Raw genomic sequence first — 25582 nt, forward strand, 5'->3', positions numbered from 1 at the left:
AGACGTGCGCAGGCCCGGGGGACGCGCTCGGACCCGTGCGCCCCGAGGAGAGGTGCATCTGCATCACCGCGTCCGCGGGACCACCGGTCGAACCTATACGCTGGGCTTATGACGCACTCGGGCAACCCTTTCGGACAGGTTCTCGTCGCGCTCGTCACTCCGATGACGGCCGACGGTGAAGTCGATTGGCCCGCTGTCGAGAAGCACATCGATGACGTGATCACCGCAGGCGCGGACGGCATCGTCGTGACGGGAACGACCGGCGAGACCTCGACCCTGACAGACCCGGAGAAGCTCAAGCTCGTCGAGGTCGGCAAGTCCGTTTCGGGCGGGCGCGCGAAGATCATCACCGGCGGTGGTTCCAACGAGACGGCCCACGCGATCGAGCTCTACAAGGCCAGCGAGAAGGCCGGCGCCGACGGCATCATGATCGTCACGCCCTACTACAACAAGCCGACGCAGGCCGGAATCCTCACGCACTTCCGGCTGGTCGCCGACGCGACCGATCTGCCGGTGATCCTCTACGACATTCCGGGGCGCACGGGTGTGCCGATCAAGTACGAGACGATTCTGCGTCTCGCGAAGCACCCGAACATCCTCGCTGTGAAGGACGCCAAGGGCGACTTCTCCGAGGTGAGCCGCGTGCTCAACCAGACCGACCTGATGTACTTCTCCGGCGACGACGCGAACGTGCTGCCGCACCTCGCGATCGGTGCCACGGGCCTCATCGGCGTGACGGCCAACGTCGCGGCGGCCCCGTACCGCACGATCATCGATGCGGTGAACGCGGGTGACCTCGCCACGGCGACCGCGGAGCACAAGCGCCTGGAGCCGCTCGTGCGTGCCGTGATGACCCACGTGCCGGGAACGGTCGCGGCGAAGTACATCCTGCACGGACTCGGTCGCATCTCGAGCCCGCGCGTCCGCCTTCCCCTGGTCGGCCCCGAGGAATGGGAGGCCGCGCTCATCGAGGATGAGCTCGACCTCGTGCAGAACGTTCCCGGTGCGGACTTCTCGAACTTCCGACCCGACCGCAATGCGGCTGCGGGTGGTGCCCTGCCGAAGGTGCACGGCACGACGCGCTGAGTCGCGTCGCCACGAACGAACGGACGCGCGGAGTGTCCGACTGAGGAGACAGCATGTCCATTCCCCTGGTAGAACCGACCGCTCTCGACGAAGGAACGCTTCGGGTCATCCCGATCGGCGGACTCGGCGAGATCGGTCGCAACATGACCATGTTCGAGTACGACGGCAAGATCCTGATCGTCGATTGCGGTGTGCTCTTCCCCGAGGAGCACCAGCCTGGCGTCGACCTGATCCTTCCGGACTTCGAGCCCATCCGTGACCGCCTGGACGACATCGTGGGCGTGGTGCTCACGCACGGCCACGAAGACCACATCGGCGCCGTTCCCTATCTGCTTCGGCTCAAGAGCGACATCCCCCTGATCGGTTCGGGCCTCACCCTTGCACTGGTCGAGGCGAAGCTCAAGGAGCACCGCATCAAGGCCTTCACGCTCACGGTGAAGGAAGGTCAGCAGGAGCGGGTCGGCCCGTTCGACCTCGAGTTCGTCGCCGTGAATCACTCGATTCCCGACGCGCTGGCCGTGGCGATCCGCACCCCGGCGGGAATGGTGCTCGCCACCGGTGACTTCAAGATGGATCAGCTGCCGCTGGACGGTCGCATCACCGACCTCCGGGCTTTCGCGCGCCTCGGCGAAGAGGGTGTCGACCTGTTCCTCGTCGACTCGACCAACGCCGATGTCCCCGGGTTCACGCCGACGGAGCGCTCGATCGGCCCCGTGCTCGACCAGGTGATCGCGAAGGCACCTCGTCGCGTCATCGTCGCGAGCTTCTCCAGCCACGTCCATCGCGTGCAGCAGGTGATCGACGCGGCGTACGCCAACGGCCGCCGTGTCGCTTTCCTCGGCCGCAGCATGGTTCGCAACATGACGATCGCCGAGCAGCTCGGCTATCTGAAGGTGCCGGACGGGGTGCTCATCGACTTCAAGAAGGCGCGCGACCTGCCCGACGAGCAGATCGTCTACATGTCCACGGGCTCCCAGGGTGAGCCCATGGCGGTGCTGAGCCGCATGGCGAATCTGGACCACGCGATCGAGATCAGCGAGGGCGACACCGTCATCCTCGCCTCCAGCCTCATTCCGGGCAACGAGAACGCCGTCTACCGTGTGATCGACGGACTCACCAAGCTCGGTGCGAACGTCGTCCACAAGGCGAATGCGAAGGTGCATGTCTCCGGACACGCCGCCGCCGGCGAACTGATCTATTGCTACAACATCCTCAAGCCGAAGAACGTCCTCCCCGTGCACGGGGAGTACCGGCACCTGATCGCGAACGCCAAGCTCGCGCAGGACACCGGCATCGCAGAGGAGAACACGATCATCGCCTCGAACGGCACCGTGATCGACCTGAAGGACGGCGTCGCGAAGGTCGCCGGTCAGCTCGACCTCGGATTCGTGTACGTCGACGGCTCCACCGTCGGCGAGATCACCGATGCCGACCTCAAGGATCGTCGGATCCTCGGCGAGGAGGGCTTCATCTCCGTCATCGTCGTCGTGGACGCCGGCACGGGGCGCATCATCTCCGGTCCGGAGATCCACGCGCGCGGTGTCGCCGAGGATGACTCGGTGTTCGACGACGTCACGCCGAAGATCGTCGCGGCGCTCAAGGAAGCGTCGGGCAACGGCGTCCGTGACACCCACGCGTTGTCGCAGGTCGTGCGACGCACGATCGGTCGTTGGGTCAACCAGCGGCTGCGTCGTCGTCCGATGATCGTGCCGCTCGTCATCGAAGCGTGAGTGGAGGGGAGTCGTCTCCCCACTCACGGCTGACCGTCATCCCGATGTAACACCGGCGCCCTAGGCTCACGTCATGTACAGGGGTTTCTCCCTCCGCAGGGCGGCGCAGACGGATGCGATGTTCCTCGGCGACATGCTCGTCGAGGCCGCCAACTGGCGTGCCGGGGGAGTGCGTCCGCGGCACGAGGTCTTGACGTCGGCTGAGCACCGGCGCTATCTCGCAGGGTGGAAGAGGTCGGCCGACGACGGACTGGTGGCCACCGGTGAGGACGACGTGCCCGTGGGCGCAGCCTGGTATCGCGTGCTTCCGCAGAACGCGCCCGGATTCGGTTTCGTGGGTGTCGCCGTCCCGGAGCTGATCATCGGGGTGCATCCGCTGTGGCGGGCACGCGGTGTCGGGCGCACCTTGTTGCGCGGTGTCGTGGAACTCGCGGGGTCCCAAGGTCACTCGCGGATCAGCTTGAGCGTGGAACGGGACAACTTCGCACGCAACCTCTATCGCGCGGAGGGCTTCGTCGTGGTCGGGCAGGGCTCGGCGCGCGACACGATGGTCCGTGCCACCACCTAGTCGATGCCCTCTCGGATCCGCGGAAAGCCGCGTCATTACGCGGGGATGTCGGCTGTTGGACGTAACGTGAGAGCATGGCCAGGAGTTCCACGAAGACAGAGCGCGCGTCGACCAGCGCACCGTCGCGCCCCAAGCGGCAGACGGCTCCCAAGGCCCAGCCCGCTCCGAAGAAGTACATCGACGAGGCCGAGAAGCCTCCGATCGTCGTCCGTGCCTGGGTCGGATTGGCACACGGTGTCGGCGGACTCTTCCGCGCGTTCGGGCCGGAGACGCTCGAGAAAGACGATCGCCGCGACGGATTCCCGTTCTTCCTGGTCGTGCTCGCCGTCCTCGGAGCGGTCAACGAGTGGTTCTTCATCGGCAACGAGGTCGCCGCGAACATCAGCGCGTACTCCGTCGGCGGGCTGATCGGACGCGTCGCCTTCGTGATGCCCGTGCTTCTGCTTCTGCTGGCCGGATGGCTGTTCCGCCACCCGTCGTCCGTGCATGACAACGGTCGCATCGGTATCGGGTTCGGGCTCTTCATCCTGACGCTAGCCGGCTTCTGCCACGTGGCCGGCGACGGTCCTCAGCCCAGGGAGGGGATGCTCGCCCTGAGCGAATCCGGCGGCCTCTTCGGCTGGATGCTCGGTCAGCCGCTCAGCTACCTCACCGACATTCCCGCCTACATCGTCCTGTCGCTGCTCGCCGCGCTGAGCATCCTGATCCTCACCAAGACCCCTCCCAACCGCATCGGCTCCCGACTCGGCGACCTCTACGCGTGGATGTTCGACGCCGAGCGCCCGGAGAAGCCGGCGAAGGATGCGGCGATCGACGACGCCGACAAGGTCGACAACCCCGACGTGCTGCCCTGGTGGCGGCGGAACAAGTCCGGGCGCGAAGAAGACCCCGACGAGGGGACCCTCGGTTCCGACGACATCACCGCGCTGCTGACGACGTCCGAGCCGACCCCGGCGTACGACCAGGCGGTCGTCGTCGAGAATCCTTATGACGCCGCCACCGAGGTTCTCTCGGACGTGCGCTCCGTTGCGGATTCCCTCGCCGAGCAGCAGAACACAGCGCTGCTGGATGATGCGTCCGACACCGGCGAGGTCCCCGAGCTCCCCGGCCTGGACGGATTCGGGACCGCGGGCCCGGGGGATCGTGGTCCTCAGGCTCCCGTCACCCCGTACGTCCTGCCGTCTCCGGGTCTGCTGGTCGAAGGGCCGCCTCCCGTGATGCGCTCCGAGGCGACCGACAAGGTGATCGAGCAGATCACGAGCGTGCTGTCGCAGTTCAAGGTCGACGCGAAGGTCACCGGATTCTCGCGCGGCCCGACGGTCACGCAGTACGAGGTCGAGGTCGGGCACGGCGTCAAGGTCGAGAAGATCCTGCAGCTGAGCAACAACTTCGCCTATGCGGTCGCCTCGAACGACGTCCGCATCCTCTCGCCGATCCCGGGCAAGAGCGCGATCGGGATCGAGATCCCGAACGCCGACAAGGAGATGGTCGCGCTCGGCGACGTTCTGCGCTCGCCCGCCGCGCAGAAGAGCACGCACCCGATGACGATCGGCGTCGGCAAGGACGTCGGCGGCAACATCGTGATCGCGAATCTCGCCAAGATGCCCCACCTCTTGGTCGCCGGCTCGACCGGCTCCGGTAAGTCCAGCTTCGTGAACTCCATGATCACCAGTCTGCTCATGCGGGCGCGTCCCGCCGACGTGCGCATGGTCCTGATCGACCCGAAGCGCGTGGAGCTCACCAGTTATGCCGGCGTTCCGCATCTGATCACGCCCATCATCACGAACCCGAAGAAGGCGGCCGAAGCGCTGCAGTGGGTCGTGAAGGAGATGGACATGCGGTACGACGACCTCGCGTCGTTCGGCTTCCGTCACATCGATGACTTCAACCGTGCCGTCAGGGCCGGTGAGGTCGAGCTGCCGGTGGGCAGTGAACGCGTCCTCAAGCCGTACCCGTACCTCCTGGTCGTGGTCGATGAGCTCGCAGACCTCATGATGGTCGCCCCGCGCGACGTGGAGGACTCGATCGTCCGCATCACTCAGCTCGCGCGCGCTTCCGGTATCCACCTCGTCCTCGCGACCCAGCGTCCGAGCGTCGACGTCGTCACCGGTCTGATCAAGGCCAACGTGCCGTCGCGTCTCGCGTTCGCGGTCACCAGCGTCACCGACAGCCGGGTCATCCTCGACAGCCCGGGAGCCGACAAACTCATCGGTCAGGGTGACGCGCTGTTCTCGCCGATGGGTTCTTCCAAGCCGTTCCGACTGCAGGGCGCGTGGGTCGACGAGAAGGAGATCGACGCCGTCGTCAAGCACGTCACCCGCCAGGCGCGCCCGGACTATCGTGCCGACGTGCAGGAGGCGATGGAGCCGACCAAGAAGAAAGAGGTCGACGAGGACATCGGCGACGATCTGGAGCTGTTGCTCGCCGCGGCCGAGCTCATCGTTTCGTCGCAGTTCGGGTCGACGTCGATGCTCCAGCGCAAGTTGCGTGTCGGTTTCGCGAAGGCCGGTCGCCTGATGGACCTGCTGGAATCCCGCGAGATCGTCGGGCCTTCGGAGGGTTCGAAGGCGCGGGACGTGCTGGCCACGGCTGAGCAGCTGCCGCAGGTGATGGCGAAGCTGCGCGGCGAGGACGTTCCTGCCGCCTCCGCCGCGCCGACGGCACCTGCCGCCCCGCCGGTCCCGCCGATGCCTCCGGCCCATGATCCGATCGCGGCCCAGTACGAGGGTCTTCCCGAGGTGGAGGCCGAGGGCGACGAAGACGCCTGGGGCCTGACGGGGCGTGACTGATGGCCATCCCCCGGCAACTGCCCAATGCCATCACGGTCGCGCGGATCCCTCTCGCCGTCGTGTTCTTCGTCCTGCTGCTGTTCGGAGGAACCTACGGCCTGGCTGAGCCCGGACTGCGCTGGGCCGCTGCGATCATCTTCATCGTCGGCATCTCCACCGACTGGGTCGACGGCTACCTGGCTCGCAAATACGACATCGTCAGCGATTTCGGGAAGCTCTGGGACCCGATCGCCGACAAGCTCCTCACCGGGGCGGGGTTCATCGGTCTCGCGATCCTCGACGAGGTCAGCTGGTGGATCGTCGCGATCATTCTCGTGCGCGAGTGGGGGATCACCATCCATCGTCTGATGGTCGCGAGCGAGCATGTGGTCGCGGCCGCGTGGATGGGCAAGATCAAGACGGCGTTCCAGGGCGTGGCCCTGGGATGGGCGTTGCTTCCCCTGCACGTCCTCATCGGTCTCGAAGCATGGACACTGGTGACGTTCATCCTGATGATCATCGTCTTGCTGCTGACCGTGGCGAGTGGGATCGACTACATCGTGGCGCAGGTGCGCGGATCGCGGCAGAAGAGGGCATGAGCGAGACGAGCGCCGCCGCCGTTCTGTCGGCGCTCGACGAACGCGGGTGGACACTGGGAGTGGCGGAGTCCCTCACCGGCGGGGCGCTGTGCGCAGAAATCGTCTCCATCCCCGGAGCCTCCGCCGTTCTCCTCGGCGGTGTCGTGGCCTATGCGACCTCCGTCAAGGCGACGGTGCTCGGCGTCGACGCCGAGCTTCTCGCCATGCGCGGTCCGGTGCACCCCCGGGTCGCGCTGGAGATGGCCGGGGGTGTGCGGCGAGTGGTGAGCGTAGACGATCGGCCTGCGGATGTCGGGGTGTCCACCACTGGGATCGCGGGACCGGATTCGCCGGACGGGCAGCCCGTCGGTACCGTGCACATCGGTATCGTGACGCCGAACGGGGCGCAGGCGAGAGAATTCCGCTTCCGCGGCGACCGGGATTCGATCCGGGCGCAGACGGTGGCTGCGGCGCTCGAAGCACTGCTCGACCTGGTCGCGGAATAGTGTCCGCCCCGGTCTGGTTATCAATGATGTGCTCACATTCAAACCACAGAGTGCAGGGGTAGATTTCGTGCAGGCCAGGCGTACTAGACTGGCTGTCCTATCGGGGGAGACCCCGAACGACCACACGGGGAGGAGGTTCCGATGATTCTTGTACGACAGGAAATCGGCGATGTGCTGAGGGACTTCCGCCTGCAGAAGGGGCGCACGCTCCGGCAGGTTGCAAGCAAGGCGTCGGTTGCGCTCGGCTACCTCAGTGAGGTCGAGCGTGGGCAGAAGGAAGCGTCGAGCGAGATCCTCGCATCCGTCGCCGATGCTCTCGATGTGCCCATCTCGACGATCATGCGCGAGGTCGGGGACCGCATCTCGGTTCTCGAGGGCATCCAGGTCTTCCCGGACGTCGTTCCGGACGACCTCGTGGCGTCGGTCGAGCCTCAGCTCTCGTTGCACTGAGCAGGGTGCCGGAGTGAACGATGCGTCGTAGCGAGTTTCTGCGCGCGGTCGACACCGAGTTCCAGGCACGAGCATCGTCATTGGTGAACGATCTCGGACTCTCGGCTCTTCGTGGTCGCACGGCGCTCGAGGCGTTGGCCGACGGGACACCGCCCCGTGAGATCTGGCTCGCGCTGTGCGTGGAGATGGACGTCCCGGAGAACCGGCGTCACGGTGTCGGCCGTCTGGAGCCGCGCGGGCACTGACTCCGTCGGCGATGTCCGCGGGTTACGGCACACGGTGTGCGATCGGCGGCGTGTCGTCGAATATTCGTTCGAAGAGAGCGTAGTCTTCTGCACAGGTGGTTCAGAGCTGTGATTGTCCACCGAACGTGAGTTTGCCGAGACGATGTCGGTGGCCCCTCGTACGGTGGAGAACAAGCCGAAGAGCCATACGCCTTGTCGGAGAGTCACTCCCAACCGGGAGGGCCGCGACAGCCTACAGGCGGCACCACGCGCGCAGAAGGAGCACATCATGCCATCACCCGCAGACCGCGAGAAGTCCCTCGAGACCGCCCTCGCCCAGATCGACCGTCAGTTCGGAAAGGGCTCGGTCATGCGGCTGGGCAGTGATGAGCGCGCCCCCGTTGCGGTCATCCCGACCGGCTCCATCGCGCTCGACGTCGCCCTCGGCGTCGGCGGACTCCCGCGTGGTCGAATCGTCGAGATCTACGGACCGGAGTCCTCGGGTAAGACCACGCTGACGCTGCATGCGATCGCGAACGCACAGCGCGCCGGCGGTATCGCGGCCTTCATCGACGCGGAGCACGCTCTCGACCCCGACTACGCAGCGAAGCTCGGTGTCGACATCGACGCGCTCCTGGTGTCGCAGCCCGACACCGGTGAGCAGGCGCTCGAGATCGCCGACATGCTCGTTCGATCCGGGGCGATCGACCTGATCGTCATCGACTCCGTCGCCGCGCTCGTGCCGCGCGCCGAGATCGAGGGAGAGATGGGTGATTCGCATGTTGGTCTGCAGGCTCGACTCATGTCGCAGGCGCTTCGCAAGCTGACCGGTGGCCTGAACCAGACGAACACCACGATGATCTTCATCAACCAGCTCCGCGAGAAGATCGGTGTCTTCTTCGGCTCGCCCGAGACCACGGCCGGTGGTAAGGCATTGAAGTTCTACGCGTCCGTCCGGATGGACATCCGTCGTATCGAGACGCTGAAAGACGGGACCGATGCTGTCGGTAACCGCACCAGGGTCAAGGTCGTGAAGAACAAGATGGCTCCGCCTTTCAAGCAGGCGGAGTTCGACATCCTCTACGGCGTCGGCATCTCACGCGAAGGCAGCCTGATCGATTTCGGCGTCGAGCATGCCATCGTCAAGAAGTCGGGCTCGTGGTACACCTACGACGGCGACCAGCTCGGGCAGGGCAAGGAGAACGCCCGTACGTTCCTGCTGAACAACCCCGATATCGCTCTCGCGATCGAGACGCAGATCAAGCAGAAGCTCGGTATCGGTGCGCAGCTCGTCGCTCCTGACGCCGCTGACGAGCTCGCCGAGCGTCGTCCGGCTTGATGAATGACACACGTGGGGGCGATTCCGAGCGGATCGCCCCCATCATTCCTCTCTTCAGCAGTGCTCGCCCTCAGGCTGACCCTGGCCGGAGTGCTGCGGCACGAAGCGACGTCGTCTCGGAAGCCGAGCCCGGCCACACGAACGACGCCGGAGCGTGGCGATCGACGTGGGACACTCCGTCTCGCGGATCCGCGCTCGGGACGACGTCCGATGCGGGCACGCCCAGTGACCGCCATCCCGCCCGAGGAGCATCTGCGAGACCGGGAGCCGGGCGAGCAGGCGAGGCGAGCTCTGGGCCCCGTCTCCATGCGCTCGACACATCCAACGAGGCGTCGGGTGGCGACGAGGTTGATCCGGACGAGGCCCGTACCGCGGCCGAAGAGTCGCTCGTACGGAAGCTGCGAGCCCGCTCGCTGTCGGTTTCCGAAGCGCGTCAGATGTTGCGGGGACACGAGCTCGACAGCGCCACGATCGACGAGGTGATCGAAGACTTCGGACGCCGAGGCTACCTCGACGATGCCGCTCTCGCCGAGGTTCTGGTGACGTCGGGAGTGGAGCGGAAGGGGCAGGGGCGAGTCGCACTCTCCCGGGCGCTGGCCCAGCGGGGCATCCCGCGCGAGGTTATCGACCTCACGCTCGATGAGCTACCCGACGATGACGACGAACGCGCTCTCGAGTTCGCTCGGAGCAAGGCTCGTTCGCTCGCCCGGTTGGACCACGACACGGCGCTTCGGCGTCTGATGGGGCAGCTCTCGCGTCGCGGCTACAACGGATCGACAGCGATGAAGGCGGCGAAGACGGCATTGCAGGAGGCGACGTTCGGCAGGGGGACCTCGGGCGTCCGATTCGTCGACTCGGACTGAGATCCCGACGCGGCACACGCGTGGAATCGGCTCGTACAATGGGTTGATCATGACTATTCCGCGCAGTGAACCGACGATCATCAGTGCGTCGTCGGCGGCCGTCGACGACGACGGGCGACAGCGATCCTACGAAGTCCGCACCTTCGGGTGTCAGATGAACGTGCATGACTCTGAACGGCTCTCCGGCTCGTTGGAGAGCGCCGGCTATGTGCGTGCGCTCGACGGTGCCGAAGCCGATGTGGTGATCATCAACACCTGTGCCGTGCGAGACAACGCCGCCGGCAAGCTGTACGGCACGCTGGGGCACCTCGCCTCGGTGAAGCGACGCAAGCACGGCATGCAGATCGCGGTGGGCGGGTGTCTGGCGCAGATGGACAAGCAGGCCGTCCTCGACAAGGCTCCGTGGGTCGACGTCGTGTTCGGAACCCACAACATGGGCTCATTGCCCGGCCTCCTCGAGCGCGCACGCCACAACGGTGATGCCGAGCTCGAGATCCTCGAGTCGCTCGAGGTCTTCCCGTCCACGCTGCCGACGAAGCGCGACTCCGCGCACAGCGGCTGGGTATCCATCTCCGTGGGCTGCAACAACACCTGCACTTTCTGCATCGTCCCCAGCCTGCGCGGGAAGGAGAAAGATCGTCGTCCTGGCGACATCTTGAACGAGATCCGTCTCCTCGTGGATGACGGCGCGATCGAGGTCACTCTGCTCGGGCAGAACGTGAACTCCTACGGGGTCGAGTTCGGCGATCGTCAGGCGTTCGGCAAGCTTCTCCGCGCGGCGGGCGAGATCGACGGACTCGAGCGGATCCGGTTCACCAGTCCGCACCCCGCGGCATTCACCGACGACGTGATCGATGCGATGGCCGAGACGCCGAACGTGATGCCGCAGCTGCACATGCCGCTCCAGTCCGGAAGCGATCGCATCCTCAAAGCCATGCGTCGTTCGTACCGCAGCGAGCGTTTCCTCGGAATCCTCGATCGGGTCCGCGAACGAATCCCGAACGCGGCGATCACCACCGACATCATCGTCGGATTCCCGGGCGAGACGGACGAGGACTTCGAAGACACACTGCGCGTCGTCGAACAGGCACGATTCTCTGCCGCGTTCACCTTCCAGTATTCGATCCGCGAGGGCACCCCTGCCGCCACGATGGAGGACCAGGTGCCCAAGGAGATCGTGCAGGAGCGGTACAACCGACTGATCGCCCTGCAGGAGCGCATTTCCCTGGAAGAGAACCAGAAGCAGGTCGGTCGCGAGGTCGAGGTGCTGGTCTCGACCGGCGAAGGCAAAAAGGACGCGGAGACCCACCGGCTCACTGGCCGCGCCGAAGACAACCGGCTGGTGCATTTCGAGGTGACCGACGGTTCGGCTCTTCCGCGGCCGGGCGACGTCGTGACGGTCACGGTGACCCATGCGGCACCGTTCCACCTGCTCGCGGATGACCCGACCGGCGCTCCGCTGCGCATCCGTCGGACCCGCGGCGGCGACGCGTGGGATCGCGGGCAGGCCGAGTCCTGCGCGGTCCCGACGCCCGCGGCAGAGGGCGGCCCGCGACCGGTCTCGCTCGGCCTTCCCACGCTACGCGTCGGAGTGTGAGCGACCCGCGCCTCTGGGCGATCGTCGGGGCGACCGGCACCGGGAAGAGCGAGCTTGCGCTCGATCTCGCGGAGGCGTTGCGTGCTCGGGGCAACCCGGCCGAGATCGTGAACGCCGACGCCATGCAGCTCTACCGGGGCATGGACATCGGAACCGCGAAGCTGCCCGTGGCAGAGCGGCGCGGCATCCCGCACCACCTGTTCGACGTGCGTGAGGTCGCCGAAGAAGCGGCGGTGGCCTGGTATCAGCCGGTGGCGCGAGAGGCGATCGGTGCGATCCATCAGCGCGGCGGGGACGCGATCCTCGTGGGTGGATCCGGCTTGTACGTGTCGAGCGTCGTCTACGAGTTCCACTTCCCGCCGCGCGACCCTGCGATCCGTGAGCGCCTCGAGCGCGAGTTGGAGTCCGCGGGCCTCGCCGGACTGCTCGAGCGTCTCCGTTCCCAGGATCCTGCGGCGGCGGCGAAGGTCGACCCGCGAAACAGCCGCCGCGTCATCCGAGCCCTCGAAGTCCTCGAGCAGGGGGGCAGTACACACGGCGCCGCCTTGCCTGAAAGGCCCGTGCTGTGGCACCCGCGAACACGGGTGATCGGCCTGCACGTCGATCGCGCCGACCTGGTGCCTCGCCTCGATGCCCGCGTCGAGCGGATGTGGGAGGCCGGTCTCGTCGCAGAGGTCGCAGGCCTGCGGGAGCACGGCCTCGAACGTGGTGTCACCGCTCCGCGAGCCATCGGCTATGCGCAGGCCTTGGCCCAGCTCGACGGGAGTCTGAACGAAGCCGCCGCCATCGCTCAGACGCAAGCCTTGACCCGCCGTTACGCGCGTCGGCAGGTCTCGTGGTTCAAGCGGTACCCGGAGCTGGAGTGGTGGACCGCACCCGCGGACGCGGAGGCGCTCCTCGGAGCCGAGACCGCGTCGTCGTGACCGACCGCCTTCGATGTCGGTGAGTGGTGGGAGGCTGAGGGCATGGTCACCCATTTCTTCACCGCCTCCAGCCTCGATGGGTTCATCGCGACAGACGAGCATTCGCTCGATTGGTTGCTGACGCAGGATGTCGATCCCGATGGTCCGATGGGGTACAACGCGTTCGAGAAGAACGTCGGCGCCCTGGCCATGGGGTCATCGACGTACGAGTGGGTCATGCGCCACGAAGAGGGTCGATGGGGCTACAGCCAGCCGACCTGGGTGTTCTCCCACCGTGAACTCCAACTCCCGAAGAACGCCGATGTGCGGCTGACCCAGCAGGACGTGCAGAGCGTTCATGCCGAGATGTCGGCGGCGGCGGGCGATCAGGACATCTGGATCGTCGGCGGGGGAGACCTCGCGGGTCAGTTCGCCGATGCGGGGCTGCTGGACGAGGTCTGGGTGCAGTATGCGCCCGTGACGCTGGGCTCCGGCGCACCTTTGCTCCCGCGCAGGCTCGACCTCGAGCTCCTGGAGGTCGCGCGCAATCGGAACTTCCTGTGTGGACGCTATTCCGTGGTGTCCGCGTGAGCGTGTCGAACGAGTCGCCGACCTACGGTGCGGCGGACTGGGCCGTCCGTCGGTTCGAACGCGTTCATATGGACGCCGTCGTCGCTCTCTGGGAAGAAGCCGGGCTCACGCGGCCGTGGAATGATCCGCGTGTCGACATCGAGCGCAAGCTCGCCATGCAGCCCGAAGGGTTCCTCGTCGCGGTGACGAAGGACGACGAGGTGATCGGATCGGTGATGGCCGGGTATGACGGTCATCGAGGGTGGCTCTACTACCTCGCGACGGCAGCGTCTCACCGTGGCCTCGGAATCGCGCGAGCACTGGTGGCGGAGGCCGAGCGCGTGCTCGAAGCGATGGGATGTCCGAAGGTGCAACTGATGGTCCGAGAGGGCAATGAACACGTCCTCGGCTTCTACGATGCCCTCGGGTACGAGCGGTTCACCGTGGCCAACACGGGAAAGCGTCTCGTCTCCGACGCCTAGCCCCGCTCTCTAGACTGGGGGCATGGTCGCATTCACCAAAGGGCACGGCACGGGCAACGACTTCATCATCATCGCTGACCCCGACGGGGCACTCGATCTGACGGTGGAACAGGTCACCGTCCTCTGCGACCGCCACTTCGGTATCGGTGCGGACGGCATCCTCCGCGTCGTCCGATCCGAGGCGATCGCCGATGGCGAGGCCGCGCTGGCGGAGGAACCTGCTGCCGAGTGGTTCATGGACTACCGCAACGCCGACGGTTCGCTCGCCGAGATGTGCGGTAACGGCATCCGGGTGTTCGCGCACTACCTGGTTCGCTCCGGTCTCGCGACCATCGAGCACGGATCCACCCTGCCCATCGGTACGCGGGCCGGTGTGCGCGACGTGACTCGAAGCGCGACCGGATACCAGGTCGACCTCGGCCGCTGGAAGCTCTCGGGCGACGACCCGCTCGTGCGTGTCGACGGGCTCCCCGTCACGCGTCCCGGCCTCGGGATCGATGTCGGCAATCCGCACGTCGTCGTGGCGCTCGCCTCGGAAGCCGAGCTCGCCGGCCTCGAGCTGCACCGCGCACCTGATCTCGATCCTTCGCTTCCCGAGGGGGCGAACGTCGAGTTCGTCGTGCCAGGGGAGCCGCTCGTGCGCGATGGCGTCGGACACGTGAGCATGCGCGTCCATGAGCGGGGTGTGGGCGAGACCCTCAGCTGCGGTACCGGCGTCGCCGCGACAGCGCTGGCCGTACGCTACTGGGCGGGGGAGAAGGCGCCGAACAACTGGCAGGTGGAAGTGCCGGGCGGCACCCTCGGCGTACGCATGTTCCCGGCCGAGGACGGGGAGCACGTCGCGCTCTCAGGCCCGGCCCAGCTGGTGTTCCAGGGCGAGGTCGACCTCGTCTGACCGTCGTCCAAGACGACGGCGACAGTCACTACTCGGAGAGTGCGATCGGCTCCGTCGGGAGCGTGCCGTGCTTACGGACCTTCAGGATCCGGTACCCCTTGCCGGTGGCGGTTCGGAAGACGCTGTAGCCCGGATGGAACGTCGCGCCGATCCAGCGCTGCAGCGAGTCGGCCCCGAGGTTGCGCTGCACCACGAGCCACGCGTCGCTGCGCTCGTCGAGTCGCGGGATCCACCGTTCCAACAGCCCGTGGAGCTCGTTCTTGCCGACGCGGATGGGCGGATTCGAGCGGATCGTGCGGAACGACACGTGCGCGGGAACATCGTCGGGCAGAGATGCGTTGACATTGGTGAGCCCGAGAGCAGCCGCGTTGCGGCGGACGAGATCCAGGGCGCGCTCATTCACGTCGACGGCCCACACCGTCGCATGGGGAGAGGCGAGGGCCATCGAGATCGTGACAGGACCCCAACCGCTCCCGAGGTCGAGAAGGTCGCCGCCCGGGGGAACCGGAGGCGTGTTGGCGAGGAGCACTGCAGTGCCGGCGTCGAGACGATCCGGGCTGAAGACACCACCGGCGGTGGTGAGTTCGAGCTCTCGACCTGCGAGCGATACGCGGATCTTACGAAGGTTCTCGGGGCTTGCCGGGGCCGCAGTGAAGTAGTGATCGGACCCCATAGGGCGAGCGTACCGGACAGCGCGGGCTAAGGTTAAGGCTCGCTACGAAACGCAGAGACAAGGAACGGATGACGGAGACCACCACCCCCTCCACCGACGACCACACCGTCGATCGCGTACTCGCGAGCGCAGAGAAGCGTTCCGACGTGCACGTGTTCGGCGCAGCACAGGCGCTGCAGGATGAATCGACGGCCTCCCACGGAAGCACCGATGGTGCGCAGTGGGACCTCGAAGACCGTCACGCGCTTCGTCGCGTCGGCGGGCTTTCGACAGAGCTCGAGGACGTCACCGAGGTCGAGTACCGGCAGCTGCGTCTGGAGAACGTCGTCCTCGTCGGCGTGTACCCGCAGGGCGCGCAGGAGGATGCCGAGAACTCGCTCCGTGAACTCGCGGCGTTGGCGGAGACCGCCGGTGCCGTGGTGCTCGATGGCGTGCTTCAGCGCCGGCCGCATCCCGATGCCGCCACATATCTCGGTCGCGGCAAGGCGCAGGAACTCAAAGACATCGTCGCCGCCGTGGGCGCTGACACGGTGATCGCCGACGCGGAGCTCGCGCCGAGCCAGCGTCGTGCACTCGAAGACGTCGTCAAGGTCAAGGTCATCGACCGCACCACGGTGATCCTCGACATCTTCAGCCAGCACGCGAAGAGCCGTGAGGGCAAGGCCCAGGTCGAACTCGCGCAGCTGGAATACCTGCTTCCGCGTCTGCGCGGATGGGGTGACTCGATGAGTCGTCAGGCCGGTGGGCAGGTGGGCGCCGGCGGCGCGGGCATGGGCTCGCGCGGTCCCGGTGAGACCAAGATCGAACTCGACCGTCGGCGGATCCGGACCAAGATGGCTCTGCTGCGGCGTCAGATCCGAGACTTCGGTCCGGCTCGTGAGGCGAAGCGCGCCGAGCGCAAGCGCAACACGATCCCGTCGGTCGCGATCGCGGGGTACACGAACGCCGGCAAGTCGAGTCTGCTCAATGCGCTCACGAGCGCCGGAGTGCTGGTCGAGAACGCGCTGTTCGCGACGCTCGATGCCACGGTGCGGCGATCCGAGACGGAGGACGGACGCGTGTACACGTTGACCGACACCGTCGGTTTCGTCCGTGACCTGCCGCATCAGCTCGTCGAGGCCTTCCGTTCGACGCTGGAAGAGGTCGGGGAAGCCGACGTCGTGCTCCACGTCGTCGACGGCTCGCACCCCGACCCGGCGGGTCAGCTTCAGACCGTGCGCGACGTGCTCGGTGATGTCGGCGTACGGGATCTGCCCGAGATCGTGGTCTTCAACAAGGCGGATCTGATCGACGAGGACGAGCGTCTGGTGCTCCGCGGCCTTCAGCCGCACGCGCACTTCGTGTCTTCACGGTCCGGCGAGGGAATCGCGGAGCTGCGTGCCGCCATCGAGGACGCACTCCCCAAGCCGGCAGTCGAGGTCCACGCGGTGATCCCCTACGATCGCGGCGACCTGGTCGCCGCGATCCACGAGTCCGGGATGTTGCTCGCCGTGGATCATCGGGAGGAGGGTACCGCCGTTCATGCTCGGGTGTCCGAGCGTCTCGCGGCGGAACTCGCTCCCTTCGCGACGCCGGAGTGATCCGGGTCAGCGGGCGAGGAAGCGGGCCTCGACGGTCGCCGAGATGACGATCTCGTCCGGTTCGTACTCCATCGCGGGGCCGGCGTCGGCAGCGAAAGCGATACCTCCGCGCGCCTTCATCAGCGGCGCCTCTGCGGAGCCCTGACCCTTCGAGATCAGGCCCGCGTCAGCGATCTCGAGGGGAGTGACCTGCGCCAGTCCGAGCGCCCCGGCGTACGCCTGAGCCCGTGTGACGGCGACGCCGACGGCCTCCGCAGCGACCTCTTGTTCGATCTGCGTCCGGGTGTCGGGGGTCAGGTGCCACTCGACCCCGCCCACCTCGACGCCGTCCCACGGCGAGATGTCGGAGGCCCAGATCGAAAGCTCGGATGCTTCCGCGAAGGTCGCGGTGAAGTCGACGCTGGCGTAGAACACGGGTGCGAGGCGCTTGCCTTCGTTGCTCCACGGCCGCTCCGCACGCACCGAGAGACGAGTGCTGGTCCAGTCCACGATGCTGCCCGTGTCGGCTCGCTCGGTGATGCTGCGTCGCACAGGGTCGGCCAGCCGCATCACGTGCTCGACGACGACCGTCCGCTCCGGCCCCTCGCTGCGGACGCTCACGCGGATGGTTGCTCTCTCCGGTGCGACGCGCCTCTCGTGCTCGCCGCGGACGGTGACGGTGACTTCACTCATGGGCCGACTCTACGCCAGCTCATCACGCCCTGGGGAATGGCGGAGAGCCGTCGAACGTTGTAGTCTGAGATGCTCGGGTGTTCGTCATCCGGGTTGGCAATTCCATAGTGTGACAACGGCTCCTTCGAGAGAAGGACCACGGGGCTGATCGGTTTCGACAGCGCCTGTGAATCCACGAGAAGCGGGCCGAGGATGCAGAGTTATCTCGTAAACGCTCTCTGCAAAAAAATAGTTGCCGAAACCAAGCGCAACGACTTCGCCCTCGCTGCATAAGCGAGCCCGATAGTCCGTCAGGCCGTATGTGATTCCGATACGGATCCTGGCGTCATCTAGGAATCTTGCTGCGTGATGGCGTCTGGACGTCACGTGGGACTCTTCCCAGGCTGGGCTCGTCGACTTAGGTGTCTGTGACAAAGGTCGGAGCCGAGCAGAACGTCTTCACAGACTGCGCCCGGAGAAGGCGTGGAGACTCAGCGTTGGACGGGGGTTCGATTCCCCCCAGCTCCACCACGTCGTTGTCACAGGAATTGAAGCCCGCCTCCCTCGTAGCCACGAGGGAGGCGGGCTTCGCTGTTTGTCCGGCTTCTCATCCGCCAGCGCGGTCCGATTGACGTGCAGACCCGAGACGATTGCCTCACACCACTTGGGTGTAGGGCACCGTCATGACCGCGTCGACGTAGCCGGGGGCGGCGAAGCGGATCGTGATGATGCCGTCCCAGAAGGAACTCCCGCCGTTGGGCGTCTCCGCGCCGTACATGATCGGCAGCGACGTGTCGCCGTCGTAGATGGAGACAGTCGGGATCGAAGTCGTACCAGCTGGGGCGGAGGCGCTGAGGATGACGGTCGTGTGAAGCTGATTGTCCGGTGCCCCCTGCAGGTAGGTCCAACCCGTGACTCCGGCCTCGATGGGTGGCGTGCCGCCTCCGTAGATGTAGAGGCCCTGCGCGCCGGCGTTGGCCCCCGTGCCCTGCCACGTGATCGTCATGGTCACGTCGGTCGGAGCCGGTGCGGCCGGGGAGAGAGCGAGCTGCCCGGTGAGCGTGAACTCCGAGCTCCACTGCGGACCGGTGAACGTGAGGACGACGCCGCTCGCGTCGAGGGCTCCTCCGCTCGCCGCGTGCGCGGGGGCGGCGACAGTCACGGCGACGACGGGCACAGCCCAGGCCGCGGCGCCGATCACGGTGCGGCGAGAAAGCGCTGAGCGCGCGGGGACGGGGCTCTGTTCGGGCACGGGGCATCCTTCGGTACGGGTGGAGCGGCCCGACAGCTGAGGCCTCGGCGCCTGGAAGACGATAGCAGAGACGAGTAGCCGGTCAGCGAGACCCGGCCGCTGTGGATGGCGGGGCAGGGACCTATATTGAGGTCTGTGGAGTCGACGACCGAAACTGACACGAACGGTCTGACGCGCGCGGAGGTCGCAGAGCGTGTCGCGTCCGGGAAGACGAACGCGTTCTCGGCGGATACGAGCCGAAGCGCGTGGAGCATCGTGCGGGCGAATGTGTTCACGCTCTTCAACGGCATCGTCTTCGCCTGTTTCCTCGTGCTGTTCCTCGTGGGGCGCTGGCAGGATGCGCTGTTCGGACTCGCTGCCTTCGCGAACGCGATCATCGGATGCGTGCAGGAGTTCCGCGCGAAGTCCGCGCTCGACCGCCTCGCGTTGATGAATGCGCCACGAGCATTGGTGCTCCGAGAGGGCGTGCAAGCCGAGGTCGCACCCGGCGAAGTGGTCCTGGACGATGTGCTCATCCTGCGCGCCGGTGAACAGGTGCCGGCTGATGCCCGCATCCTCACGTCGCATGGACTCCAGATCGACGAGTCGATGCTCACGGGCGAGTCGGATCCGGTGGAGAAGCAACCGGGCGACGATGCTCTCTCGGGTGCTGTCGTCGTCGGCGGCGAAGGGACTGCTCAGGCGACCCGAGTGGGGGCGGACTCGTACGCGAACCGCTTCGCCGGCGAGGCCAAGCGCTTCTCCCTCGTCTCGAGCGAGCTCCGCGCTTCGGTCGACCGCGTTCTGAAATGGGTGAGCTGGGTGATCGGCCCGGTCGGGCTGCTGGTGCTGAACGCTCAGATCATCGTCGGTGGAGGATACGCCACGGTGTTCTCGAGCGGCGCATGGGTGCAGGCGGTCGTGAACACCATCGCGGCGCTGACCGCGATGATCCCGCTCGGCCTGGTGCTGATGACGAGCATCGCCTTCGCCGTCGGGGCATCGAGACTCGCGCGTCGACAAGTGCTGGTCAATGAGCTCCCCGCCGTCGAGGGCCTCGCGCGCGTCGATGTCGTGTGCCTCGACAAGACCGGCACCCTGACGGTCGGGGAGATCGGTTTCGACGTGGCGCATCCCCTCGCCGGAAGCACGACGGAGCTCTCCGGCACCGCCGCGGCGGTCCTGTCCTGGTTCGCCGCCTCGCCAGATGCGAACGCGACGGCGCGATCAATGGCCACGGCATATCCGGTCACGCAGCCCCTCGTCGTGCGCGGATACGTTCCGTTTTCCTCGGCGCGCAAGTGGAGCGCGGTGACGTTCGCGGAGATCCCCGGAACCTGGGTGATGGGGGCGCCCGAGATGGTCTTCGGAGACGTGGCGACCTCGGACGCGACCGAGCTCGGACGCACGGTCACCACCCTCGCTGAGACCGGTCGGCGCACTCTGGTCCTCGGTCGTTCCGAGACGCCGCTGTCCGAGACGGATATCGAGTCCGAGCAGCTTCCGAGTGAGCTGACGGCCGTCCTCGTCCTCACGTTCCGCGAGCAGGTCAGGCCCGACGCGGCGCAGACCCTCGAGTACTTCACACGGCAGGAGGTCGGCATCCGGATCATCTCCGGCGACAACCCGCGCACGGTGGCTGCGATCGCCCGTGAAGTCGGCCTCGACGTCGCTGAGGGCTACGACGCACGGCGGCTGCCGGAAGGCGATGCCGAACTCGCCGACGTCCTCGATCGGCACTCGGTCTTCGGGCGCGTCACCCCCGAGCAGAAGAAGCGCATGGTCACCGCGTTGCAGAGCCACGGGCACACGGTCGCGATGACGGGCGACGGCGTCAACGATGCCCTGGCCATCAAGGCTGCGGACATCGGCATCGCCATGAACTCCGGATCACCCGCCACCAAGGCGGTCGCCAGGCTCGTCCTCCTCGACGGACAGTTCTCGCACCTGCCCGATGTCGTCGCGGAAGGGCGTCAGGTGATCGCGAACATCGAACGCGTATCGATGCTCTTCCTGAACAAGACCGTGTACGCGACACTGCTCGCGATCATGTTCGGGGTGCTCGTGCTCGAGTTCCCCTTCCTGCCGCGCCAACTGTCGATCACCGATGGTCTGACGATCGGCATTCCCGCCTTCTTCCTCGCCCTCATGCCCAACGCGGCCCGGTACGTGCCGGGGTTCCTGCGACGTTCGCTGAGCTTCGCGATCCCTTCGGGAGTCGTGGTCGCCCTGGGCCTGACCTGGTACACGTTCGTCGCGCGAGGCCTCGGAGTCCAGGAGGAACAGCTGCGCACCGGCGCCACCGTGATCCTCGCAGTGGTCGGGATCTGGATCTTGGCGGTCCTCGCACGTCCGCTCAACCGGTTCAAGGTGATCGTCGTGGGGGCGATGTTCGTCCTGCTGATCGCGGTCTTCACCATCCCGCTCGCCCGAGCGTTCTTCGTGCTGGTCGACCCGGGTGAAGACCTCGCCATCGCGCTCACGGGGATCACGATCGTGATGGTCGCCGCGATAGAGGTGGTGCGTCTGCTTCACCGCCGCCTCGTCCTGAGCCCGAAGAAGGGTTCGACCACGCGGGTCGGCGCGCGGCCGTCGACGGCGACGACCCCCCCGGCTCGCGTCGTTGCGGGCATCATCACGACGGTGGTCGTGGTGCTCGCGTATGCGTTCGGTGTCCTCGCGACGGGCTTCGGCATCCTCGTCTTCCTCGGTCGCTACGACCCGGACGTGAGCACGTCGGCGTTCTCCCTCGCCGGTGCGGCGATCGCCTTGTTCGGCCTTCTGGTGCTCGCGGTCGCTGCCGGAATACGTCGTGGCAGTGGACTCTCGCGGCTCATGCTCACGATCTTCCTCGGAGTCGCCATCGCGCTCAACGCCGTCGTCATCGTCTTCGGCGAGCGGTGGGACTGGGGTGCGGCGGTGACAGTGCTGGTGGCTGCGACCCTCATCACGCTGATGTGGTCACCCCCGGTCGCGCGGGGATTCGGACGCATCAGAGAGAGCTCGATGGGCGCCGCGCGGCCGTAGCGACGTCTTCAGCCCGTCCACTCGACGAGGATCAGGCCCTGCCTGGTGTCGGCGAACTTCACCCATCCGTCGCCGAACAGGTAGGTCATCCCATACCCGTCCGCATCGGTTCCCATCGAGTACTGAGGGTCCTCGGTGAAGTAGACGCCCGCGGCGTCGTCCTCACGTTTCCACCCTTCGGCGAGGAGACCGGCCTGCGCGTCGGCGGCTTCTTCCGATGTCGTCGGCGACCAGCCGTAGAGCTGACCGTGATCGGAACCGACGCTGTAGTCGGCCCAGAAGCACAGCAGGCCGTCGGTGAGTTCGACGCCGCCCACGACGAACTCCTTGGACTGTGCGGTCCATCCGGCGTCCGTGAGAGCGGTGACCGTCCCCGCCGAGATCATGGACTCGCACGTGAGCTCCTCGGCAGGAGGCTCGGGCGCCGTCGATGCTGCCGGCTCGGGAGTCGCCGCGGGACTCGGGGTCACTCGATCCGGAGTAGGCGTGGCCGGGGAGGCCTCCGGTGCCGCGCACGCAGTCAGGGCAGCGATGAGCAGCACGACGCCCGCGGTGGCGGACATGATGCGCGTCTTCATCGCGGGCCCCTTTCGTCCGGATCAGTCGTTGATGAGTGTCAGGAAGTCGTCGTGGAGACGGCCGTTGGTTGCCAGTGTCGAGCGCGCCGAGATCGTCTCGTCTCCGTCGACGGCGGTCATCCGGCCACCCGCTTCTCGGACGATCGGCACGGCGGCGGCGATGTCGTACTCCTTGACGCCGAATTCCGCGACCATGTCGATGCGGCCCTCGGCGAGGAGCATGTACGCGTAGACGTCACCGTAGGCGCGGTCACGCCAGACTCGTGCGCCGATGCTCAGCAGGGTGTCGAGACGACCGGCGTCCGCCCACTGCGCGATGCTCTGGAAACTGACGCTGGCGTCGTCGAGGGAGTCCACCGCCGAGGTCTGCATCCGTCGGGGCTCGCCTTCGGTGGCAGTCCAGGCTCCGCCACCCATGGCCGCCCACCAGCGGCGACCGAGAGCGGGCATACTCACGACGCCGACCTGCGGCACTCCGTCGATCGCGAGCGCGATCATCGTGCCCCAGAGCGGAACGCCACGGAGGAAATTCGCTGTGCCGTCGATCGGATCGATGATCCACTGGCGGTGGGTGCTTCCCTGTGCGCCGAACTCCTCACCGAAGATGCCGTCTTCGGGGCGCTCGGCTTCCAGGACGCGGCGGATGGCGCGCTCGGTGGCGAGGTCGGCATCCGTCACGTGGGAGTTGTCAGCCTTGGTCGAGATCTCCAGATCGGCGGCGTCGAAGCGGGGGAGCGACTGGGCGTCGGCGGCATCGGCGAGGCGGAGTGCGAGTTCGAGATCGCTGCGAAGGGAGTCGGTGAGGGGGGAGTCGGTCACGGTCTCAGAATAGTCGTCACGACGGCGTGGCCAGAGTGTCGAACGGCCAGGTTTTCGCGTGAGTCGGCGGCGGCGCGCCCGAGGCGACCTCGATTTCACATGGGGTCCGTCGGCTGGTAATGTAATTCCTCGGTCGGGGTTCTCCCGGGCCACGCACCTCTAGCTCAATCGGCAGAGCAACTGACTCTTAATCAGTGGGTTCTGGGTTCAAGTCCCAGGGGGTGCACCAGAAAGGTCTTGAAACTCTCGCCAGTTTCAGGACCTTTCGTCGTTCATGGAGATCTCCCGACGGATTTCCGGGAACTCGCGTAACGGAATCGGCAGGACGTCGTCTCTCCCCGTGGGGATACGCCGCACCTCGTACGGATGCGCTGCTGTATGACAGCAGGATCCGGGTGTGGCGTGTCAAGAGAACTGGGGAGAAACGTGAACACACATCCTGGACGTGCACGCGCACGCCGAACGACCATCACGGCCATCGCCGCGACAGCGCTCACCGCTGTCATGACGTTCTTGGGCGCCGGAGCGGCGACAGCCGCGGAGTACGACTATCCCGCGGCCATCGACGCGGCATCGATCACCGTCACGACGATGAACGGTGGATCATCGGTCACGCAGTACCAGCAGATCCGTGTCGATGCCGAGTGGGCGGTGCCGGACGGCGCCGTCGGCGGGCAGACGTTCGGATTCACGCTCCCGAGCCAGCTCGGACGCGCCGGAATGACGTTCTCGGTGCCGTCCGTCGAGGATCCGAGTCAGACCGTCGCCGAATGCACCGTGAGCGCTGACGCCGCTCCCGTCGTCACCTGCACGCTCACAGACTTCGTGGACGGACGCACGGGAGTCAACGGATCGCTGTGGTTCGCAGCCAGCGCTGACGAACAGACGACCGAGAGCACGGTGGAGTTCGTCGTCGACGGCAAGATCACGCCCGTCGAGGTCCCCGGTGGCGGGATCGGTCCGGCGTCGCCCTTGCCCACGGAACCGCAGAAGTGGTCATGGCAGACGGCCGACGGCAGGATCGCGTGGCAGCTGGTCCTTCCCGGCGCACAGTTCCAGAACGTCGATTCCCTCGTCATCCACGACATGCTGACCACGGCTGACGACCAGTTCGCGGAGCATCACAACGAAGATGGGGCGCTCGTCGTCTGGAGCACGGACGGACTCGACCAGGACGCCAAGGACGTGTCGAACTGGACCGGCGGCTGGAACGCGGAGGGAACGGGGTTCGATCTCGTGATCCCCGGGCCGATCGACCCGACGCGCACCTACTTCGTCAAGTACTTCACCGTGCCGAGTTCGCAGGCCGCCGGCGCCACCTACGGGAACGTGGCCGACGTGAACGGTCTCACGCTGCGGAATGACCTGGCCTGGCGCGTCACGGGCGGGGGCACAGGCGACGGCAGCGCGTCGGGTGACTTCACGCTGACCAAGGTTCTCGAAGGATCGGGCTCGTCGGAGGTTCCGGCCGACGCGGTCTACACGGTCCGCTACAGCTACGGCGAACCGGCGGTGGAGCGGACGCTCACGGTGGCTGCAGGAGAGGCGACGTCTCGAATTCCGTTGCCTGCGGGTACCGTCGTCACCCTCGTGGAACTCACGCCTCCGGCCGTCGAGGGGGTCGAGTGGGGTACGCCTGTGTTCTCCGGCAGCGGCGTCAGCGGGCGGGCTGATGGGTCAGCCCAGTTCACGATCGGCGGGGGTGCGGTCATCGCGATCACGCTCACGAACACCGCCACAGTGACGCCGCCGGTGGTTCCGCCGACCACGCCCGACACGGGCACCCCGCCCGACGCGGTCACCCCGCCGAACGAGCTTCCGCTGACGGGGCAGGGATCACTGGCCACAACCGGTGGAGACGTGCCGGCGGGGTACCTCTGGGGCGGGGGAGCAGCGCTCCTGCTCGGCATCGCTCTGACGGTGTTCGCTGGGGCACGCGCCCGCCGACGTCAGGAGTAAGACGCAGCTCGGTCGACCCGTGCTACGCGACGGGGATGACGGCCCCGTTCGTGATCGCCCGAAGCTGGTCGAAGGTGAGGGGCATCACGGTGTGCGGGTGACCGGCCGCAGCCCAGAGCTCATCGTGATCCTGGAGCGCCTCGTCGAGGAAGGTGCGCAGCGGCGCGGGGTGTCCGACGGGCGCCACGCCGCCGATCGCCTGGCCGGTAGCGGCGCGGACCACGGACGCCGGTGCCATCGAGATCTCCACCGCCCCGATGCTCTCGGTCAGGACGGCGAAGTCTGCGCGGTGTCCGCCGCTGGTCATGATGAGGACGGGTTCGCCATCGGCGAGGAACACCAGGCTGTTCGCGATCGCCGCGACGTCACATCCGATCGCGGCCGCCGCTTCGGCCGCCGTGCGCGCCGAGTCGGGAAGGACGCGGATCGTGGTGTCCACGCCCGCATCGACCAGGTGCTGTTGCACGAGCCTGCTGCGTTCCGGGAGGAGGGTGCCTTCGCTCATC

24 protein-coding genes, 1 tRNA gene and 1 other RNA gene are annotated in these 25582 nt (G+C 66.7%); 20 read left to right on the plus strand and 6 right to left on the minus strand.

Annotation, left to right across the window (positions count from 1 at the left end; translation table 11 throughout):
- The first annotated feature begins 108 nt into the window (after nucleotides 1-108).
- The 15 genes from dapA (at nucleotide 109) to dapF (ending at nucleotide 14558) form a co-directional block, all read left to right on the plus strand.
- A complete protein-coding gene (dapA, locus tag LRQ07_RS07535) occupies nucleotides 109-1086 on the plus strand; it encodes a 4-hydroxy-tetrahydrodipicolinate synthase (RefSeq protein ID WP_047519295.1) in 978 nt (325 codons plus the stop codon).
- A gap of 53 nt (nucleotides 1087-1139) precedes the next feature.
- The gene (locus LRQ07_RS07540; protein WP_047519292.1) at nucleotides 1140-2816 is read left to right on the plus strand and encodes a ribonuclease J; all 1677 of its coding nucleotides are present in this window, start codon (nucleotides 1140-1142) and stop codon (nucleotides 2814-2816) included.
- A gap of 73 nt (nucleotides 2817-2889) precedes the next feature.
- The gene (locus LRQ07_RS07545; RefSeq protein WP_131490870.1) at nucleotides 2890-3384 is read left to right on the plus strand and encodes a GNAT family N-acetyltransferase; all 495 of its coding nucleotides are present in this window, start codon (nucleotides 2890-2892) and stop codon (nucleotides 3382-3384) included.
- 74 nt (nucleotides 3385-3458) lie between these two features.
- Nucleotides 3459-6173 carry a DNA translocase FtsK gene (locus tag LRQ07_RS07550; protein ID WP_256536303.1) on the plus strand — a complete coding sequence of 905 codons (2715 nt, stop codon included), beginning with the start codon at nucleotides 3459-3461 and terminating at the stop codon, nucleotides 6171-6173.
- The gene (gene pgsA / locus LRQ07_RS07555; protein ID WP_232762002.1) at nucleotides 6173-6751 is read left to right on the plus strand and encodes a CDP-diacylglycerol--glycerol-3-phosphate 3-phosphatidyltransferase; all 579 of its coding nucleotides are present in this window, start codon (nucleotides 6173-6175) and stop codon (nucleotides 6749-6751) included. Before LRQ07_RS07550 ends, pgsA begins: the two co-directional genes overlap by 1 nt.
- On the plus strand, nucleotides 6748-7236 hold the full coding sequence (locus LRQ07_RS07560; protein WP_256536304.1) for a CinA family protein: 489 nt from the start codon (nucleotides 6748-6750) through the stop codon (nucleotides 7234-7236). The genes pgsA and LRQ07_RS07560 overlap by 4 nt, the downstream gene beginning before the upstream one ends.
- Nucleotides 7237-7377: 141 nt before the next feature.
- Nucleotides 7378-7686 carry a helix-turn-helix domain-containing protein gene (locus LRQ07_RS07565; protein WP_026049981.1) on the plus strand — a complete coding sequence of 103 codons (309 nt, stop codon included), beginning with the start codon at nucleotides 7378-7380 and terminating at the stop codon, nucleotides 7684-7686.
- Between the two features lie 20 nt (nucleotides 7687-7706).
- Nucleotides 7707-7931 (plus strand): DUF3046 domain-containing protein, encoded by a 225-nt coding sequence (locus LRQ07_RS07570; protein WP_047519286.1) that lies wholly within the window; start codon nucleotides 7707-7709, stop codon nucleotides 7929-7931.
- A 268-nt stretch (nucleotides 7932-8199) separates the two neighbouring features.
- Nucleotides 8200-9249 (plus strand): recombinase RecA, encoded by a 1050-nt coding sequence (recA, locus tag LRQ07_RS07575; protein ID WP_047519284.1) that lies wholly within the window; start codon nucleotides 8200-8202, stop codon nucleotides 9247-9249.
- Nucleotides 9250-9686: 437 nt separating this feature from the next.
- Nucleotides 9687-10112: a regulatory protein RecX gene (locus LRQ07_RS07580; protein WP_256536305.1), complete on the plus strand. Its 426-nt coding sequence runs from the start codon at nucleotides 9687-9689 to the stop codon at nucleotides 10110-10112.
- A 49-nt stretch (nucleotides 10113-10161) separates the two neighbouring features.
- Nucleotides 10162-11709: a tRNA (N6-isopentenyl adenosine(37)-C2)-methylthiotransferase MiaB gene (miaB, locus tag LRQ07_RS07585; protein WP_047519280.1), complete on the plus strand. Its 1548-nt coding sequence runs from the start codon at nucleotides 10162-10164 to the stop codon at nucleotides 11707-11709.
- A complete protein-coding gene (gene miaA / locus LRQ07_RS07590; RefSeq protein WP_256536306.1) occupies nucleotides 11706-12632 on the plus strand; it encodes a tRNA (adenosine(37)-N6)-dimethylallyltransferase MiaA in 927 nt (308 codons plus the stop codon). The genes miaB and miaA overlap by 4 nt, the downstream gene beginning before the upstream one ends.
- Nucleotides 12633-12674: 42 nt before the next feature.
- Complete coding sequence (locus tag LRQ07_RS07595; protein ID WP_232761997.1) at nucleotides 12675-13202, plus strand: dihydrofolate reductase family protein; 528 nt, start codon at nucleotides 12675-12677, stop codon at nucleotides 13200-13202.
- A complete protein-coding gene (locus tag LRQ07_RS07600) occupies nucleotides 13199-13663 on the plus strand; it encodes a GNAT family acetyltransferase (protein WP_256536307.1) in 465 nt (154 codons plus the stop codon). Before LRQ07_RS07595 ends, LRQ07_RS07600 begins: the two co-directional genes overlap by 4 nt.
- 22 nt (nucleotides 13664-13685) lie before the next feature.
- Complete coding sequence (gene dapF, locus LRQ07_RS07605) at nucleotides 13686-14558, plus strand: diaminopimelate epimerase (protein ID WP_232761996.1); 873 nt, start codon at nucleotides 13686-13688, stop codon at nucleotides 14556-14558.
- Between the two features lie 28 nt (nucleotides 14559-14586).
- Here dapF and LRQ07_RS07610 read toward each other — a convergent pair whose 3' ends face one another.
- Nucleotides 14587-15231 carry a class I SAM-dependent methyltransferase gene (locus tag LRQ07_RS07610; RefSeq protein ID WP_232761995.1) on the minus strand — a complete coding sequence of 215 codons (645 nt, stop codon included), beginning with the start codon at nucleotides 15229-15231 and terminating at the stop codon, nucleotides 14587-14589.
- A gap of 68 nt (nucleotides 15232-15299) precedes the next feature.
- Here LRQ07_RS07610 and hflX point away from each other — a divergent pair, with 68 nt between their 5' ends.
- Nucleotides 15300-16811, plus strand: a complete 1512-nt coding sequence (gene hflX / locus LRQ07_RS07615; RefSeq protein ID WP_256536308.1) for a GTPase HflX — start codon at nucleotides 15300-15302, stop codon at nucleotides 16809-16811.
- Nucleotides 16812-16817: 6 nt separating this feature from the next.
- On the opposite strand, the gene LRQ07_RS07620 is transcribed toward hflX, so the two are convergent.
- Nucleotides 16818-17483 carry an SIMPL domain-containing protein gene (locus LRQ07_RS07620; RefSeq protein WP_256536309.1) on the minus strand — a complete coding sequence of 222 codons (666 nt, stop codon included), beginning with the start codon at nucleotides 17481-17483 and terminating at the stop codon, nucleotides 16818-16820.
- Nucleotides 17484-17623: 140 nt separating this feature from the next.
- Here LRQ07_RS07620 and ssrA point away from each other — a divergent pair.
- Nucleotides 17624-17993, plus strand: a transfer-messenger RNA (tmRNA) gene (gene ssrA, locus LRQ07_RS07625).
- A gap of 124 nt (nucleotides 17994-18117) precedes the next feature.
- Here the strand turns inward: ssrA and LRQ07_RS07630 are convergent.
- Nucleotides 18118-18714 (minus strand): hypothetical protein, encoded by a 597-nt coding sequence (locus tag LRQ07_RS07630; RefSeq protein WP_232761992.1) that lies wholly within the window; start codon nucleotides 18712-18714, stop codon nucleotides 18118-18120.
- A gap of 105 nt (nucleotides 18715-18819) precedes the next feature.
- Here LRQ07_RS07630 and LRQ07_RS07635 point away from each other — a divergent pair, with 105 nt between their 5' ends.
- Nucleotides 18820-21720, plus strand: coding sequence for an HAD-IC family P-type ATPase (locus LRQ07_RS07635; RefSeq protein ID WP_319944140.1), 2901 nt, complete (start codon nucleotides 18820-18822; stop codon nucleotides 21718-21720).
- Nucleotides 21721-21728: 8 nt separating this feature from the next.
- On the opposite strand, the gene LRQ07_RS07640 is transcribed toward LRQ07_RS07635, so the two are convergent.
- Both LRQ07_RS07640 and LRQ07_RS07645 read right to left on the minus strand, forming a co-directional pair.
- Entirely contained in the window at nucleotides 21729-22298 is a 570-nt protein-coding gene (locus LRQ07_RS07640; protein WP_256536311.1) for a hypothetical protein, read from the minus strand.
- Between the two features lie 21 nt (nucleotides 22299-22319).
- A complete protein-coding gene (locus LRQ07_RS07645) occupies nucleotides 22320-23117 on the minus strand; it encodes an inositol monophosphatase family protein (protein ID WP_232761990.1) in 798 nt (265 codons plus the stop codon).
- Nucleotides 23118-23270: 153 nt separating this feature from the next.
- Here LRQ07_RS07645 and LRQ07_RS07650 point away from each other — a divergent pair.
- A tRNA-Lys gene (locus LRQ07_RS07650) sits at nucleotides 23271-23346 on the plus strand.
- 197 nt (nucleotides 23347-23543) lie between these two features.
- On the plus strand, nucleotides 23544-25076 hold the full coding sequence (locus LRQ07_RS07655) for an Ig-like domain-containing protein (RefSeq protein WP_256536312.1): 1533 nt from the start codon (nucleotides 23544-23546) through the stop codon (nucleotides 25074-25076).
- Nucleotides 25077-25098: 22 nt separating this feature from the next.
- Here the strand turns inward: LRQ07_RS07655 and LRQ07_RS07660 are convergent, their stop codons facing one another.
- The gene (locus LRQ07_RS07660; protein ID WP_256536313.1) at nucleotides 25099-25581 is read right to left on the minus strand and encodes a YbaK/EbsC family protein; all 483 of its coding nucleotides are present in this window, start codon (nucleotides 25579-25581) and stop codon (nucleotides 25099-25101) included.
- Nucleotide 25582: the final 1 nt, after the last annotated feature.

It is taken from the genome of Microbacterium sp. J1-1 (assembly GCF_024498615.1).
In the GTDB taxonomy this organism is placed as follows: domain Bacteria; phylum Actinomycetota; class Actinomycetes; order Actinomycetales; family Microbacteriaceae; genus Microbacterium; species Microbacterium aurugineum.

What these genes read in the sequence shown, in the direction of transcription:
- dapA (WP_047519295.1), top strand. Translation starts at nt 109, where the DNA reads ATGACGCACTCGGGCAACCCTTTCGGACAGGTTCTCGTCGCGCTCGTC.
- LRQ07_RS07540 (WP_047519292.1), top strand. Translation starts at nt 1,140, where the DNA reads ATGTCCATTCCCCTGGTAGAACCGACCGCTCTCGACGAAGGAACGCTT.
- LRQ07_RS07545 (WP_131490870.1), top strand. Translation starts at nt 2,890, where the DNA reads ATGTACAGGGGTTTCTCCCTCCGCAGGGCGGCGCAGACGGATGCGATG.
- LRQ07_RS07550 (WP_256536303.1), top strand. Translation starts at nt 3,459, where the DNA reads ATGGCCAGGAGTTCCACGAAGACAGAGCGCGCGTCGACCAGCGCACCG.
- pgsA (WP_232762002.1), top strand. Translation starts at nt 6,173, where the DNA reads ATGGCCATCCCCCGGCAACTGCCCAATGCCATCACGGTCGCGCGGATC.
- LRQ07_RS07560 (WP_256536304.1), top strand. Translation starts at nt 6,748, where the DNA reads ATGAGCGAGACGAGCGCCGCCGCCGTTCTGTCGGCGCTCGACGAACGC.
- LRQ07_RS07565 (WP_026049981.1), top strand. Translation starts at nt 7,378, where the DNA reads ATGATTCTTGTACGACAGGAAATCGGCGATGTGCTGAGGGACTTCCGC.
- LRQ07_RS07570 (WP_047519286.1), top strand. Translation starts at nt 7,707, where the DNA reads ATGCGTCGTAGCGAGTTTCTGCGCGCGGTCGACACCGAGTTCCAGGCA.
- recA (WP_047519284.1), top strand. Translation starts at nt 8,200, where the DNA reads ATGCCATCACCCGCAGACCGCGAGAAGTCCCTCGAGACCGCCCTCGCC.
- LRQ07_RS07580 (WP_256536305.1), top strand. Translation starts at nt 9,687, where the DNA reads ATGTTGCGGGGACACGAGCTCGACAGCGCCACGATCGACGAGGTGATC.
- miaB (WP_047519280.1), top strand. Translation starts at nt 10,162, where the DNA reads ATGACTATTCCGCGCAGTGAACCGACGATCATCAGTGCGTCGTCGGCG.
- LRQ07_RS07595 (WP_232761997.1), top strand. Translation starts at nt 12,675, where the DNA reads ATGGTCACCCATTTCTTCACCGCCTCCAGCCTCGATGGGTTCATCGCG.
- dapF (WP_232761996.1), top strand. Translation starts at nt 13,686, where the DNA reads ATGGTCGCATTCACCAAAGGGCACGGCACGGGCAACGACTTCATCATC.
- LRQ07_RS07610 (WP_232761995.1), bottom strand. Translation starts at nt 15,231, where the DNA reads ATGGGGTCCGATCACTACTTCACTGCGGCCCCGGCAAGCCCCGAGAAC.
- hflX (WP_256536308.1), top strand. Translation starts at nt 15,300, where the DNA reads ATGACGGAGACCACCACCCCCTCCACCGACGACCACACCGTCGATCGC.
- LRQ07_RS07620 (WP_256536309.1), bottom strand. Translation starts at nt 17,483, where the DNA reads ATGAGTGAAGTCACCGTCACCGTCCGCGGCGAGCACGAGAGGCGCGTC.
- LRQ07_RS07635 (WP_319944140.1), top strand. Translation starts at nt 18,820, where the DNA reads ATGGCGGGGCAGGGACCTATATTGAGGTCTGTGGAGTCGACGACCGAA.
- LRQ07_RS07640 (WP_256536311.1), bottom strand. Translation starts at nt 22,298, where the DNA reads ATGAAGACGCGCATCATGTCCGCCACCGCGGGCGTCGTGCTGCTCATC.
- LRQ07_RS07660 (WP_256536313.1), bottom strand. Translation starts at nt 25,581, where the DNA reads ATGAGCGAAGGCACCCTCCTCCCGGAACGCAGCAGGCTCGTGCAACAG.